Origin of the sequence: Paenibacillus sp. P13VS (assembly GCF_015143645.1) — a bacterium.
Taxonomy (GTDB): Bacteria; Bacillota; Bacilli; order Paenibacillales; family Paenibacillaceae; genus Paenibacillus; species Paenibacillus xylanilyticus_A.
In genome coordinates this window covers 512,528-526,147 of record NZ_WYEV01000004.1, presented here as the reverse complement: position 1 = coordinate 526,147, position 13,620 = coordinate 512,528, and the positions used below count along the sequence as shown (strand labels likewise).

Annotated in this window: 11 protein-coding genes; 9 read left to right on the top strand and 2 right to left on the bottom strand. The window is 40.8% G+C overall.

What is annotated here, in order from left to right:
• Window positions 1–188 precede the first annotated feature (188 nt).
• Both GUA98_RS12175 and GUA98_RS12170 read right to left on the bottom strand, forming a co-directional pair.
• On the bottom strand, window positions 189–1,712 hold the full coding sequence (locus GUA98_RS12175) for an exosporium glycoprotein BclB-related protein (protein ID WP_193723166.1): 1,524 nt from the start codon (window positions 1,710–1,712) through the stop codon (window positions 189–191).
• A gap of 45 nt (window positions 1,713–1,757) precedes the next feature.
• Window positions 1,758–2,105: a hypothetical protein gene (locus tag GUA98_RS12170; protein WP_193723165.1), complete on the bottom strand. Its 348-nt coding sequence runs from the start codon at window positions 2,103–2,105 to the stop codon at window positions 1,758–1,760.
• A 209-nt stretch (window positions 2,106–2,314) separates the two neighbouring features.
• On the opposite strand from GUA98_RS12170, the gene GUA98_RS12165 reads away from it, so the two are divergent.
• The 9 genes from GUA98_RS12165 to GUA98_RS12130 all read left to right on the top strand — a co-directional run bounded on the left by GUA98_RS12165 (window position 2,315) and on the right by GUA98_RS12130 (window position 13,588).
• Window positions 2,315–2,527: a hypothetical protein gene (locus GUA98_RS12165; protein ID WP_193723164.1), complete on the top strand. Its 213-nt coding sequence runs from the start codon at window positions 2,315–2,317 to the stop codon at window positions 2,525–2,527.
• Window positions 2,528–2,561: 34 nt separating this feature from the next.
• On the top strand, window positions 2,562–3,527 hold the full coding sequence (locus GUA98_RS12160) for a helix-turn-helix transcriptional regulator (protein ID WP_193723163.1): 966 nt from the start codon (window positions 2,562–2,564) through the stop codon (window positions 3,525–3,527).
• A 72-nt stretch (window positions 3,528–3,599) separates the two neighbouring features.
• Window positions 3,600–4,232, top strand: coding sequence for a type 1 glutamine amidotransferase family protein (locus GUA98_RS12155; protein ID WP_193723162.1), 633 nt, complete (start codon window positions 3,600–3,602; stop codon window positions 4,230–4,232).
• A gap of 497 nt (window positions 4,233–4,729) precedes the next feature.
• Complete coding sequence (locus GUA98_RS12150; protein WP_193723161.1) at window positions 4,730–7,117, top strand: GH39 family glycosyl hydrolase; 2,388 nt, start codon at window positions 4,730–4,732, stop codon at window positions 7,115–7,117.
• A gap of 205 nt (window positions 7,118–7,322) precedes the next feature.
• Complete coding sequence (locus GUA98_RS12145; protein ID WP_193723160.1) at window positions 7,323–9,215, top strand: beta-glucoside-specific PTS transporter subunit IIABC; 1,893 nt, start codon at window positions 7,323–7,325, stop codon at window positions 9,213–9,215.
• Window positions 9,208–10,686, top strand: coding sequence for a glycoside hydrolase family 1 protein (locus GUA98_RS12140; protein WP_321573870.1), 1,479 nt, complete (start codon window positions 9,208–9,210; stop codon window positions 10,684–10,686). The genes GUA98_RS12145 and GUA98_RS12140 overlap by 8 nt, the downstream gene beginning before the upstream one ends.
• Window positions 10,687–10,873: 187 nt before the next feature.
• Window positions 10,874–11,062, top strand: a complete 189-nt coding sequence (locus GUA98_RS29540; protein ID WP_227779590.1) for a hypothetical protein — start codon at window positions 10,874–10,876, stop codon at window positions 11,060–11,062.
• A gap of 265 nt (window positions 11,063–11,327) precedes the next feature.
• The gene (locus GUA98_RS12135) at window positions 11,328–11,558 is read left to right on the top strand and encodes a hypothetical protein (RefSeq protein WP_193723158.1); all 231 of its coding nucleotides are present in this window, start codon (window positions 11,328–11,330) and stop codon (window positions 11,556–11,558) included.
• 386 nt (window positions 11,559–11,944) lie between these two features.
• Window positions 11,945–13,588 (top strand): ABC transporter substrate-binding protein, encoded by a 1,644-nt coding sequence (locus GUA98_RS12130; protein ID WP_193723157.1) that lies wholly within the window; start codon window positions 11,945–11,947, stop codon window positions 13,586–13,588.
• The last annotated feature ends 32 nt before the right edge of the window (window positions 13,589–13,620 follow it).

Sequence of the window (13,620 nt, the reverse complement as noted above, 5' to 3'; positions counted from 1 at the left end):
AAGTTCAATTAACGCGAAACGATAACTGAATAAATATGTAGTAAGCAGCTGATCCATATGATCGGCTGCTTTTTTGTTCAGCAAGCGGGCCAAATAGACCACTTGAGTGCTCATACATAGATAGAGACCCCCGCCATGAACTGCGAAGGGTCTCTGTATCTTGATTAAATTTGAAACTGAACTCTAGGTTAAGTGATGCTAAGTCCGCCGCTTGCATATCCAGCCAACGTTGTAGCCACATCAATTCCCGCTGTTACCGATGCCGAGAACACCATAAGCAGACGGTCACTGGCAGCTACCGGAATGCTTAGTCCTGTTGTCAATCCGCTGGATATTGTTCCGAGTGCCAAGACACCGGTCAATGAAGGCGTCAAGGTTACTACAGCACCCGGTACGGCTGTAAAGGAGTTATTTGGTGTAGTAGATCTGAATAGTTGTGCAGTTATGGTTATGGTAGATCCAACCAAGCTTAGTCCAGCTGTCGTACTGAAATAAGCAGCCAGTGAAGTAATCGTTCCTGCACGTGATGCGGAGAAAGCAAAGTTTAGCAAGGTGCCGGCAGCGCCTGTGAGATCAATGATTCCTCCGTTGACACTTACACCTGAAGCACTGTTGCCAAATCCAACTAAACTGGAGGTATTCAAAAGTCCCCCTAATACAGTAGTCAGCGAAACTGGAAGTCCGGACGCATAAGGAATGATAGCTCCAGCACCTGCCGCACCAGTAGCCCCGGTAGAACCTGGAGCCCCTGTTGCGCCTGTGACACCAGTAGCCCCCGGAGCCCCCGTTGCACCTGTGACACCAGTAGAGCCTGGAGCCCCCGTCGCACCTGTGACACCAGTAGACCCCGGAGTCCCCGTCGCACCAGTGACACCGGTAGCCCCTGGAGAGCCTGTTGCACCTGTGACCCCGGTAGACCCCGGAGTCCCCGTTGCGCCTGTGACACCGGTAGCCCCTGGAAAGCCCGTTGCACCTGTGATACCGGTAGCCCCTGGAGAGCCTGTTGCACCTGTGACACCCGTGGAACCTGGAGCCCCCGTCGCACCTGTGACACCCGTGGAACCTGGAGCCCCCGTCGCACCAGTGACACCCGTGGAACCCGGAGCCCCCGTCGCACCTGTGACACCGGTAGAGCCCGGAGTCCCCGTCGCACCAGTGACACCGGTAGAGCCCGGAGTCCCCGTCGCACCTGTGACACCGGTAGAGCCAGGAGCCCCCGTTGCACCAGTGACACCGGTAGAGCCCGGAGTTCCCGTTGCACCTGTGACACCAGTAGAGCCAGGAGCCCCCGTTGCACCCGTTACTCCGGTAGCCCCCGGAGCTCCTGTTGCACCTGTGGCACCGGTGAGGCCTGGAATATCACCCAGCAATTCGGAAGAGACCAAGCGATGGGCTGTTACTAAAGAGCCTGTGCTGCTCTTACCCCAGACGGATACCTGTATAGGATCATTAACCGTCGTGGTTGTTGTAAAGGTAAACTCGAACGAATCAAAGTTGGCAAAATAATTGTTGGTTACGACTTGATTGGGTGCGATGTCAAAAGACTCACTGACATACAGAACTCTCAATCCAGCATTCATGTAATATCCCTGTATTTGTACGGATGATGCTGTCACATCGCTGCGGTTATCGATTCTGATGGTAACTGTCTGAGTCGGTCTTACACCGTTCACAGCGTTATTTTCTATTGGCCCTGTCGATAAAAAGCTCATCGCCACATCTCCTTCTTTTGAGCAGATTTATCTGCCAGACTGTTCTTAACTGTTTTTTTCGTGTTCTACTACACGATGGGCATCAACTAATTGTCCAGAGGCTTGTTTGCCCCACACTGAAATCCCTACTTGCTCTGCACCTTCCGTGCTTGTTTCAAAAACAAACTCATAAGCATCTAAATCCGCAAAATAGTTTCTGGTCAATGCTTCGTTAGGGGCGATACTGATTACTTCGCTCACATACAGTGTTCTTGTTGTGCTGAGCACATACCCCTGGACAGATACAGTTAGAGAGTCCGCAGCACGACTAACCAATCTAATCGTAACCTGTTGTGTCGGTCTAACCCCGGAAACGGGATTGTTTTCAATCGGCCCAGTTGATAAAGTAGCCATTTTTCCCATCCCACCTTCTATGACCTCATACTCTAGCGGTAGTTCTCATTAAGCTAAATACAGTAATATTCAGACAGTAAACAAGCGGTGTGGATGAAACACAGGGACAGTTCAACCATTATTAATCTTCCTTAGGCTATTAAGCAGAATAACTGCATGATGTGTTAGTCTAAATATTGGTAAAATTGATTTAACGGAGGCCATCAGAATTGTCCATAATATTTCCTGACATCGTTACAGATCGGTTGAAGCTGGTTGTTCTTACCCTAGATGAAGCTGAAGACATCATAAGATTTCATCTGGAGGATACGGGTTGTCGCTGGGGGATTTTCAGCAAAACCGATGCGAAATTAATTGGAACTCGTGGCTTCTATTGCGGGGTTCTGACCTTATTCAACAGCTCTCTGGAGAACATGGTTTAAACTAACAAGAGAATTTATATGGGGGTGGAATGACATGCCTAAAATAGACAACATGCTAGCCATTCTATGGATGCTTCGATCAGGTGAAAAGATTACAGCAAAACAAATTTCAGAAAAGTTAGAGATGAATATAAGGACTGTGTATCGTTATATCGATACCATTTCAACAAGTGGTGTACCTATCATTTCAGAACCAGGACATAGCGGTGGATACACTTTAATGAACAATTTTATTGAGGCTCCTCTTTTTTTTGATTTTGAGGAACAAACTTCACTATTTCATGCTGCAGTTTTTGCAGAAGAAGCCGGATATTATGGAGGTAAAGCATTAAACAGGGCCATTTCAAAACTAAGTAAATACTCCAATCAAGAGCAGGAAACGAAGATAAACCAACATTTAACTAGTCTTGAAGTCATAAGTCGATTAAGTTCACCCTCTATGCAGCCTTTTTTGAAGGAGTTGGAGCAGGCCGTAGCTGACGGATATTCAGTGAAAATTCTCCACCATAAAAGTGGCGGAAAGCAAATACAGGATAGATTGGTTGATCCGTACAGACTTATCTATTGGAATAATAAGTGGTATGTAATTGGATTTTGTCATCTTAGGAGTGATATCCGTAGTTTTAGAGTAGATCGAATTGAAGATCTAATGCTAACCAAAAATAAGTTTGACCAGCCAGAACATTTTTCAGCACGTGCCTTTTTTATGAAAAATTTTCTTCCAACCATAGAAGATAAGGAAGAGATTATTTCTTTGGTTATTCAAGGGGATACAAGTGTATTAGCTGATATTTGCCAGCATTGGTTTTTAGGACATTATTTACAAGAGCGGACTTCTCATCAAGCCGTATTTCATTTTGAGAGAGATATGATAGATACATATGTACCTTATTTTCTTTTATCGTACGGTAAATCTATTCGAATTGTTGAGCCCATAAGCCTTAAGAAAAGAATGATTGAAGTTTTGACGGAATTAATACATTTTCATCAAAATGGATGACTTCCCTGACGCTAGTTGTCAGTGAAGTCATGTTACAGTTGGCTATATCAATTGGGATTGGAGTGTTATTGGATGCAAGCCAAAAAAGTTTATCTATATGTATTTAATACGATGTCGGACTGGGAATATGGATATTTAGTGGCTGAACTAAACTCGGGAAGGTATTTCAAAAAAGATGTAGCACCTTTAAAAGTAATTACAGTAGGAGCGAATAAAGAACTGATTACTACGATGGGAGGATTGAGTATAAAACCAGAGATTTCCCTTAATGAATGTACGCTTGATAGTGAAGCTCTTTTAATTTTGCCAGGAGGGACTACTTGGAATGAAGAAATTCATCAGCCGATCTTGGAAAGAGTCGGTCAAGCTTTAGAGCTCGGCGCTATTGTTGCTGCAATTTGTGGTGCAACGGAGGCCCTTGCGAATAGAGGATACTTAGATACCAGAAAGCATACAAGTAATAATTTGGAATACACTAAAATGGTATGTCCTAATTATAAAGGAGAAAAGTTCTATGAGATGGAATCAGCGGTATCGGATACGAATGTAGTTACTGCATCAGGAATAGCTCCTCTGGAATTTGCGATGGAAGTACTGAAAACATTAGATGTAGTTACACCAGATACATTGCATTCCTGGTATAACCTTAATAAGACTCATAAACCTGAATACTTCTTCCAGTTAATGAGTTCAATAAATAGTTGAGCGGGAAAAATCAACTTAGCATATTGGTCCGAATAAATATAATGATGTAATTGAAAAGCTCACTTTCTCTATTATGTTTTGCTGAGAAGTTGGGCTTTTTGAATTGAAGTACGTTATTTGTTCCTCAGTTAAGTTCTACCGTAGGGTCCTCACATTACATCATTACTCCTTTATTACCACTGTGGTTAAAAGAGAGTTAAGCTCCCTCGAAAGTGGTCTAGAGGGAGGTTTGTTGCATGAAGAAGAAACGTTAATCTAAGAGCAAGGGAAATGTTCCATTCTAGTTTTATTAAAGGCTGTGGTTGTATAATGAAGTATATCGTTGAAAAAAACTTCATTAATTATGAAGGTGTAATGGAATGTTGTTTGCTTAAAAGTGGGATAGGCCCAAAGTAGATCCAGTAAATTTTATTATTCACTATTGTGGTTTTAAACAAAACCACAATAGTGAATAATTTATGGAGTGTTAAAAATCAAAATTTAATAAGGAAATGATTATGGATAATAACAATTCAAAAAACGCTCAATTGTTTAATTTTTTGTTCTACGAACAAAAAAATATTGAAGTACATCAGCATCATGACGTGGAGTTGCTATATGTCTTAAAAGGGACTATTCAACTGACTATTGAGGAGGAATGTTTTTTATTAAAAAAACAAGATGTCGTTATTATTAATTCTTCATTTAAACATGGTATAAAATCAGAACAAGAAGTAATGTACGTGGTTTTCCATTTCAATTATCGTAAGATTCTAGAATTGTTACATGCAAGTAAAGTGTTTTTCTTATGTAATTCATCAATTGAAGAAAAAGATCAATATGCAATAATCCGTAAATATGTAGCCAACATCTTGAAATTCCATTATGAAAATCAGATTCCGAACGGAATAAGCTTAAACAGTTTGTATTACCAACTTCTTGACCTCCTTATTCATCACTTTTCAGTAACGTACACTACAGAGCCAGGCGTTGTACAACATAGAGAAGAAGGGCGTAAAAGTGAAATAGAAAACTATATTGAAGCTAATTATTTTAAAAATATTGGCTTGAAAGAAATTGCTGATTTTCTTTATCTCTCAGCTCCTTATGTTTCTAAGTATTTTAAGGAACAGTTTGGTATGAATTTTTATAAATACTTGAATAAAGTCCGATTTTCGCATGCGATTAATGAGTTGTTAAGTACGAACCATTCCATCACTTCAATTGCAATGAATAATGGATTCCCAAATGTAAGTTCTTTCAGTAAATTATTTAAAGAAATATACAAAAACACACCTCATGATTACCGTTTAAAACATATGCGACAACTTCATAATGAACCCTCTGAACTGCCCTCCAATTGGCGCGAAAATGTGAGGGAGATACTTGAAGCGAAAGAGAGAGAGGAGAACACTAGAAACGTGCTTGATAATGCATCTCTTTTGGAGGTCTCTGGAAAGGACCATACTCCCTTTAACAAATACTGGACTAAAGTAATTAATCTAAATGAGACAATCATGCTTAAGAATTTCTCTTCAAAAGAACAATTTATTTTGATCAAACAACAACTAGGCTTCGAGTATGGTCGGATATGGAATATTTTCTCTAAGGAACTAAAAATTTTCGACGGCTCTAAAAGTGATAAATTTAACTTTTTCAACCTAGAACGTATCTTTGACTTTCTAATGGAGCATCAAATAAAGCCATACATTATGCTAAACCCCTTAGAGGATATTCAACACTTGGACATTAAAGAGAGTACTCAAGAAGAAAACGTAAAGAAATATACTTGGATTCTACAATCTTTTATTTCTCATGTCATAAATCGATACGGAATAAAGCAAGTACAGGAATGGTATTTTGAAGTGGTTTTTAATTTTGAGGACAACACTGTTAATGAAACATTATATTTTCGATCTTTTAGTTTAATTAAAGAAGGGCTTTACTCCTTCTCACCTGAGTTTAAGGTTGGTGGCCCAGGACTTCCTATACATCTAAGTGCTGACAGATTCAAAACGTTTTTGGCAGAATGGTTTTTACAAGCGCATCAACCTGATTTTCTAACACTAGTTTCTGACTTCCAATCAGGACTGGGGATTAAAGAAGAAAGAGAACTACGGAGAATAATGGATGCACAGTATATTCAAAATCAAGTTTTGATGGTTAAAAGGATTGTCAGTGATAGTGGATATGAGATTAACGATATTCAGATCTCTAACTGGGATTTCAATATGTCGAATCAAAATATGTTAAATGATAGTTGTTACAAAGCGGCTTACCTTATTAATAACATTATAGACTGTTATGGTCATCTTCAAGCCATGGGGTATTGGTATGCTTTGGATGCCTTGTCTGATCTGGCGGATACGCCAAATTTGCTTTATGGTGGTTCAGGTCTTTTAAGTAGTCAAGGGCTAAAAAAACCATCGTATTATGCATATTATTTCTTAAATATAGGAAAAGGGAAGTATTTTCTAGGAAAGAATAAATATAGCCTGATGACTACAGATGGAACGGATAATTATTTTATCATTTGTCATAATTGTGGTTCATTGAATTACAAGTATTATATGGATCAAATGTTATCTGATAAGCCAATGGTTTATGCAGATTTTTTTGAAGAAGAAACCTCTTTAAAACTACAATTTAGGATAAGGAATATAAATAATGGTGTGTATAAAATTAAAGTCCGTTCTGTAAATGAGAAATATGGTAGCATCCAACAAGAATGGATGAACTTAAATATGGGCCAAGATCTCAGTAATAGTGAGATTGAATACCTTAAACAAAGAGCTGTTCCACACATGAAAATCTACCAGGTTGAAGTTTCAAATGGGATACTTGAGCTTGATGCGGTTTTAGATTTGAATGAAGTAAAAAGTATTCGAGTTATTTATCAGCATTAAAAGAAGGTACGCTTCAATATGCGTACTTTTTTTGTTTTGAGGATAAAAATATAGCATGAATAATTACTCTAATTAATACATCTCCAAAAATAGAGTTAATAATTATATACATAAAAGGATATTTAGCAGGTATAACAAGCAGTTTTAAAGCGTTATCATAAATATTGTTCAACAAGAGAACAGATCGATGTAGGAGATGATGCTGGTGGAACACAAAAAAACAGCCGAAGAAATACTCAAACATTTAGGAGGCAATGGAAATATTGAATCCGCTTCCCACTGTGTGACGCGCCTTAGGCTCAATATCAAGGATATGTCCAAGGTAAATGACCAAGCCATTAAAAAGTTGGAAATTGTAAACGGTACCGTAAATCAAGGAGGACAGTATCAAATCGTTATTGGTCCCAAAGTAGAACAAGTTTACAGTGCATTCACCCAAGTAGCTGCTATCGGACAAGGTTCCAACCTTAGCGATGATGAGAAGAAAGCTGAGCCAACGAAAAAGAAAAATGTCATTAGTCGAATTGTAGACGTACTGTTAAGTTGCTTCGTTCCTATTATTCCTGTCATTGCAGGTTCAGGAATGATTAAAGTCCTTTGTTCTATCCTAGTTAGTGCAGGGGTACTGACCAATGAAAGCTCCACATTGCAGATTTTGACTATACTTGGTGACGGGGTTTATTATTTCTTACCGTTTTTTGTAGCATATACCGCTGCGAAAAAATTTAATACCGATCACTTTGCAGCGATGGTTATGGCCGCCATATTACTTCATCCAAATTTGACAGCCCTAGCTGCGGATGGTGCCACTTCAACCAGTTTTATTGGTATTCCGTTGCAATTAATTAGTTACAGCGCTCAAGCAGTACCAATAATTTTAGCAGTATGGTTGATGTCATATGTGGATCCTATTGCTAATCGTTTAAGCCCTGCGATGATTAAAGTGTTCCTTAGACCAATGATTACTATCCTGATTGTTGCACCAATTATGTTGATTGTATTTGGACCTGCTGGGGACCTATTGGGGCAGTATTTTGGTAAATTCATAGATGTCATGAATACATGGGGATGGATTTCAGTAAGTGTTAATGCGCTTATCTTCCCGTTCCTCGTTTTAAGTGGTACACATAACGCAATGATTCCTTTGATCATTACAATGTTTGCTACTAAAGGATATGATCCAGTTTTGATTGTCAGTGGATTAATGGTAAACGTCGCACAAGCAGGAGCAGCTTTCGCTGTGGCCATGAAATCAAAAAACAACAAAATGAAAGGTATCGGACTCTCTGCGGGGGTTTCAGCATTGTTTGGTGTTACTGAGCCGGCTCTTTATGGTGTGAACTTACGGTTGAAACGTCCATTTATTGCCGTACTCATTGGTTCTGCAATAGCAGGCGCTGTAGCTGGACTAACGGGAGTGACTGCATATTCCTTTGTAAGCCCTAGCATTATTTCTCTTCCAATCTTTATTGGGGATAAGGGTTTTATCTCTTTAGTTTGGGTGATTGTCTCTGTCATTATCTCATTCGTGCTCACATTTATCGCGGTTTGGGTTCTTGGTTTTAAAGATCCTGTAGATGACGAAAAGAACGATGAATCTAATGTACAGATTACAGATAATAAAAAAGCTTCTGTACAAATTTCAGAAGTTGCTGAAGAACAAGTTGCAAGTCCATTAAAAGGGGAAGCCATACCACTATCAGAGGTCAATGATCAAGCGTTTGCGACTGAATCCATGGGTAAAGGAGTGGCAATTATTCCTTCAGAAGGAAAAGTTGTTGCACCGTTCGCAGGAACAATCGCAGTTATCAGCAAAACAAAACATGCAATTGCATTGGTAAGCAATAATGGAATGGAAATCCTTATTCATGTAGGAATCGATACGGTGAAATTGAAAGGGGAGCATTTCCAGTTAGAAGTTCAGGCTGGTGATCAAGTGCAGCAAGGTGATGTTCTGATGTTGTTTGACCTGAAGACAATCAAAAACCTTGGATATGATCTTACAACGTCCATAGTGGTGACTAATTCAGATAATTATTCGAGCATACAACATAAGATCGGGCATGTGACATATGGAGATAACGTACTGAATGCTTAAACGTGGAGAGGAGAGAATAGAGATGAAATATAATTTTCCAAGTAGTTTTATGTGGGGTGCCGCTACTTCTGCCGGGCAAGTCGAAGGAGGTTGGGATGAAGGCGGACGAGGGCCAAGCATCATGGATATTCTAGGCGGAAGTGTGGATGGTAGTGTACATCGCCATCAAACCGAAAAAATCATGCCTGACGTCTATTATCCTGGTCATGTTGCAAGCGACTTCTATCATAATTTTAGAGAAGATATCGCTCTAATGAGTCAAATGGGGCTCAAGTCATATAGAATGTCAATTTCGTGGAGCCGTGTGTTCCCCAAAGGGGATGAACTTGTTCCAAACGAAGAAGGACTTCAATTTTATGATGATGTGTTCGATGAACTGTTGAAATATAATATTGAACCTATTGTAACGATTCTTCATTATGATGCACCTTTGCATTTGGCTGATGAATATGGCGGTTGGTCAAATCGCAAAATGATTGATTTCTATTTGAATTATTGTGAGGTTCTCTTTAAGCGTTATAATGGCAAAGTAAAGTATTGGATTACGTTTAACGAGATAAACTGTCTCCTTGTTCCGTTTGGAGTTATTACTGCCGGAGCAATGAATATGTCCTATAAATCAGATAAGAATACAGAGCAACTCCGAGTACAGGCACTTCATCATCAATTTATAGCTAGTGCGAAGGCTGTGACCTTAGGACACCAGATGAATAAGGATAATAAAATTGGATGCATGATAGCATATATGTGTAATTATCCATTAACTTGTCACCCTGAAGATATTCGTCTAGCACAAAAAGAAGATCAAATTAAGAATATGTTATGTGGAGACGTTCAGATTAGAGGAGCATATCCAGCATATGCCAAGAGGTATTTCGATGAAAAAAATATTAAAATTGAGATTCTTCCTGGGGATGAGGATACGTTAAGAAATGGAACAGTAGACTTTTACTCCATGAGTTATTATATGACTAATTGTATCGGGAATGATAAGACCAAGGAACTTACAGCTGGAAATCTGGTATATGGTATGAAGAACCCTTATCTTGAGGCGACGGAGTGGGGCTGGCAGATTGATCCCGTAGGCTTAAGGTGGGTATTGAACCATGTTTATGATCGTTATCAAATTCCTATCATGATTGTTGAAAATGGGATGGGTACAGCAGACACTGTTCAAGATGGAAGAGTTCATGATGATTACAGAATTGATTATCTACGACAACATATTCAGCAAATCGGTGAATCTATTAAGGATGGCGTAGAAGTTATTGCATATACGCCTTGGAGCGCACTAGACCTTGTTAGTCTTTCGGGTGGTACAATGAGAAAAAGATATGGATTCATTTATGTCGATAAGGACGATCATGGAAATGGGAGTCTTAATCGAATTCCTAAAGATTCTTTTTATTGGTATAAGAAAGTGATTAAAACAAATGGTCTAGATCTAGATAGTATTGAGATTCATAAATAAAGGAATTAAGGATAAGTTAAGGACCGTTTCTTGGAAAATGGTCCTTAACTTATAAAGCAATTTCGCATTCATGATAGCCAAACGTTCCATGTTGTAAAACGAAATATACTCCGTCGCTATATGTATTATTTTATAGAGAATTGAAACTTCTAAAATTTATATTCGTATGAATAGGAATATCATGGGGATGGGTGAAGAAATGAAGAGCGTATTAGCTATTATATTTTATCCATTTGTTATGGTGTTAGGAGCGCTTAGTGGGGCTTCGTTTGGAGGGGATTCCAGTAATGCTATCCGGTTCATAAGGGATGTTGTTACAGATCGCAGCTATGACGGGCAAGATCTTTATGAAAAAATAGAACACAGAAGTACATAAATACATTCTTCAATATTTATGATTACTATAGTCGCTGGTATCTAGCCAAAGTACCCAAGCAAATCACAGATAGAACAGATTTTACCATTGGACTAAGTTAAGTTAACGAAAACCTAATATAACCAAGAAAGCAGCCGACTACAATCATCGGCTGCTTTTTAATTAACTAACGAGAAGCTTATTACCAATATATGGTATTATTGCGATAATTCCATGATATGGTGAATTTAGGTCTTTCTCATAAAAAGGAAGGGAGTGCAGGCACATGGCTGAAGAACTGTTTATTTTTCTAGCGGGTATCATATGTTTTTTCGCTCCAATCTACTTCAGAAGATCAATGATGTCTATTCAAATGATTGCAGGAGTTATACTATTCTTCTGTATTCTGATTTTTCACGAGGAATCCCAAGTTAAACTGATTTATCTACTAGCCTTTGTTTGGGTTTTTGGTTCAATTAGTGCTTTAAGTGTATCCGCAGAGAAGTCGGAAAAGTAGTTATTCAATTCATTGCCCCGTTTTGGGAGTATGTCATTTGGTAAACTTATGCGTGAAGCCCTCTATATACAGCTCTTCATCCTGTAACTTCATATCCTTATTCAATTAGACTGCTGGTTCATCACCAATAGTCTTTTTTTGTTGTCACCTATTCTTACTTATTGATATGAGAAACTCCATAATTCCAGACAGATTCTTCTGAACACCTTTACTACTGAAAAAATATGGATTTCGAAGTCAACTTTATTGACACGTTATTTTGTTATTGTGCTACAATTGCTAAAAATAGTAACACGAATATGAACTGTAACGAATCTGGTTGGAAGAAATACTGCATCTACTAGAGGAGAGCAAGTGGTCAATTTCAAAAGGGGGAAAAGGGAAACATGCACGGGATTTCATGGAGAAAACGTTCAAGTCAGGTAGGACTTAGTCTTTTACTATTGTGTGCAGTTGGACTCGCAGGATGTACGCAAGGTGCTTCATCGGTTCAGGAGGGTCAGGCACTTGCAGTTTCTCACCCGAGGGATGAGTTGGTGCTTGCGGTAGGCACAGAGCCGGAAGGCGGGTTTGATCCGACAACAGGCTGGGGGCAGTATGGTTCGCCGCTTTTTCAGAGTACTCTGCTAAAAAGGGATGCTAAGCTGCAACTGGTCAATGACCTGGCAACAGATTATTCCGTTAGTGAAGACGGGCTCACATGGACCGTTTCGCTGCGGGATGACGTGAAGTTTTCGGATGGTGAACCGCTGACGGCGGAAGATGTAAAGTTCACATTTGAAACAGCGGCCAGCAGCGGATCGGTGATTGATTTGACAAATATGGCCAAAGTGCAGGCCCCCGATTCAACAACGGTCGTCTTTACATTGAAGTCTCCGCAGTCCACGTTTATCAGTATTCTGACTACACTTGGAATTGTGCCTGAACATGCCTATGGCTCCGATTATGCTGAGCATCCTGTCGGCTCCGGCCCGTACAAGCTGGTGCAGTGGGATAAGGGACAACAGGCCATTGTGGAAGCAAACGAGCAATACTACGGTCAAAAGTCTGCATTCCGCAAACTGACATTTCTCTATCTGGACGAGGATGCAGCCTTCGCGGCAGCCCAAGCGGGTTCAGTCGACATTGCAGCCATTCCCGCCGCTTTCAGCAAGCAGCAGGTAAGCGGCATGACGCTGGAATCGGTCAAAACCGTGGATAACCGGGGAATCATGTTCCCGATGCAGCCTGCGGGCGGTACTTCTGCTGACGGTTTCCCTGCTGGGAACGATGTGACGTCCGACCTTGCCATCCGCCAAGCGGTGAACGTAGCCATTGACCGTAATGCGTTGGTTGAAGGCGTGCTGGAGGGTCATGGTCGTCCTGCATACTCGGTCAGTGATGATCTGCCTTGGGGTAATCCGGACGCTGTATTTGCAGATGCGGATGTCCAAGAAGCGCAGCGGATACTGACGGCTGGCGGCTGGGCAGATACAGACGGTGATGGCGTGGTGGAGAAAAACGGCATGGATGCCGAGTTCAACCTGCTCTATTTTGCAGGAGATCTGACCAGACAATCCCTTGCCCTTGCTGCTGCGGATATGGCGGCCCAGGCTGGTATCAAAATCAATGTGGAAGGCAAGAGCCGTGAAGAGACGAAAAAGCAGGCTTACGCCAATGCCGTGTTATTCGGATGGGGAAGTCATGACCCGCTGGAAACCTACAATCTGTACAGCAGCACGCACAAGGGGGAGGGATACTACAATGTGGGGCTGTATTCCAACCCGGCGGTGGATAGCTGGATGCAGCAGGCCCTCCAAGCTACGAGTGAAGAAGCAGCCCTTCCGTTCTGGCAGAAGGCAGAGTGGGACGGGAAGACGGGATTCAGCTATCAGGGCGACGCCCCTTGGGCATGGCTGGTCAATATTGATCACCTGTATCTGGTCAAGGATGGCCTGAACATTGGTGAACAACAGATTCACCCCCATGGACATGGCTGGCCGGTGACATCCAATCTGGAGGAATGGTCCTGGGATGACAACTCGAAGTAGGCAATATAGTGCGAGTTCTGACCGACATTGAG

Coding starts and splice junctions, on each gene's coding strand:
- GUA98_RS12175 (WP_193723166.1), bottom strand. CDS start 1,712: ATGAGCTTTTTATCGACAGGGCCAATAGAAAATAACGCTGTGAACGGT.
- GUA98_RS12170 (WP_193723165.1), bottom strand. CDS start 2,105: ATGGCTACTTTATCAACTGGGCCGATTGAAAACAATCCCGTTTCCGGG.
- GUA98_RS12160 (WP_193723163.1), top strand. CDS start 2,562: ATGCCTAAAATAGACAACATGCTAGCCATTCTATGGATGCTTCGATCA.
- GUA98_RS12155 (WP_193723162.1), top strand. CDS start 3,600: ATGCAAGCCAAAAAAGTTTATCTATATGTATTTAATACGATGTCGGAC.
- GUA98_RS12150 (WP_193723161.1), top strand. CDS start 4,730: ATGGATAATAACAATTCAAAAAACGCTCAATTGTTTAATTTTTTGTTC.
- GUA98_RS12140 (WP_321573870.1), top strand. CDS start 9,208: ATGCTTAAACGTGGAGAGGAGAGAATAGAGATGAAATATAATTTTCCA.
- GUA98_RS29540 (WP_227779590.1), top strand. CDS start 10,874: ATGGGTGAAGAAATGAAGAGCGTATTAGCTATTATATTTTATCCATTT.
- GUA98_RS12135 (WP_193723158.1), top strand. CDS start 11,328: ATGGCTGAAGAACTGTTTATTTTTCTAGCGGGTATCATATGTTTTTTC.
- GUA98_RS12130 (WP_193723157.1), top strand. CDS start 11,945: ATGCACGGGATTTCATGGAGAAAACGTTCAAGTCAGGTAGGACTTAGT.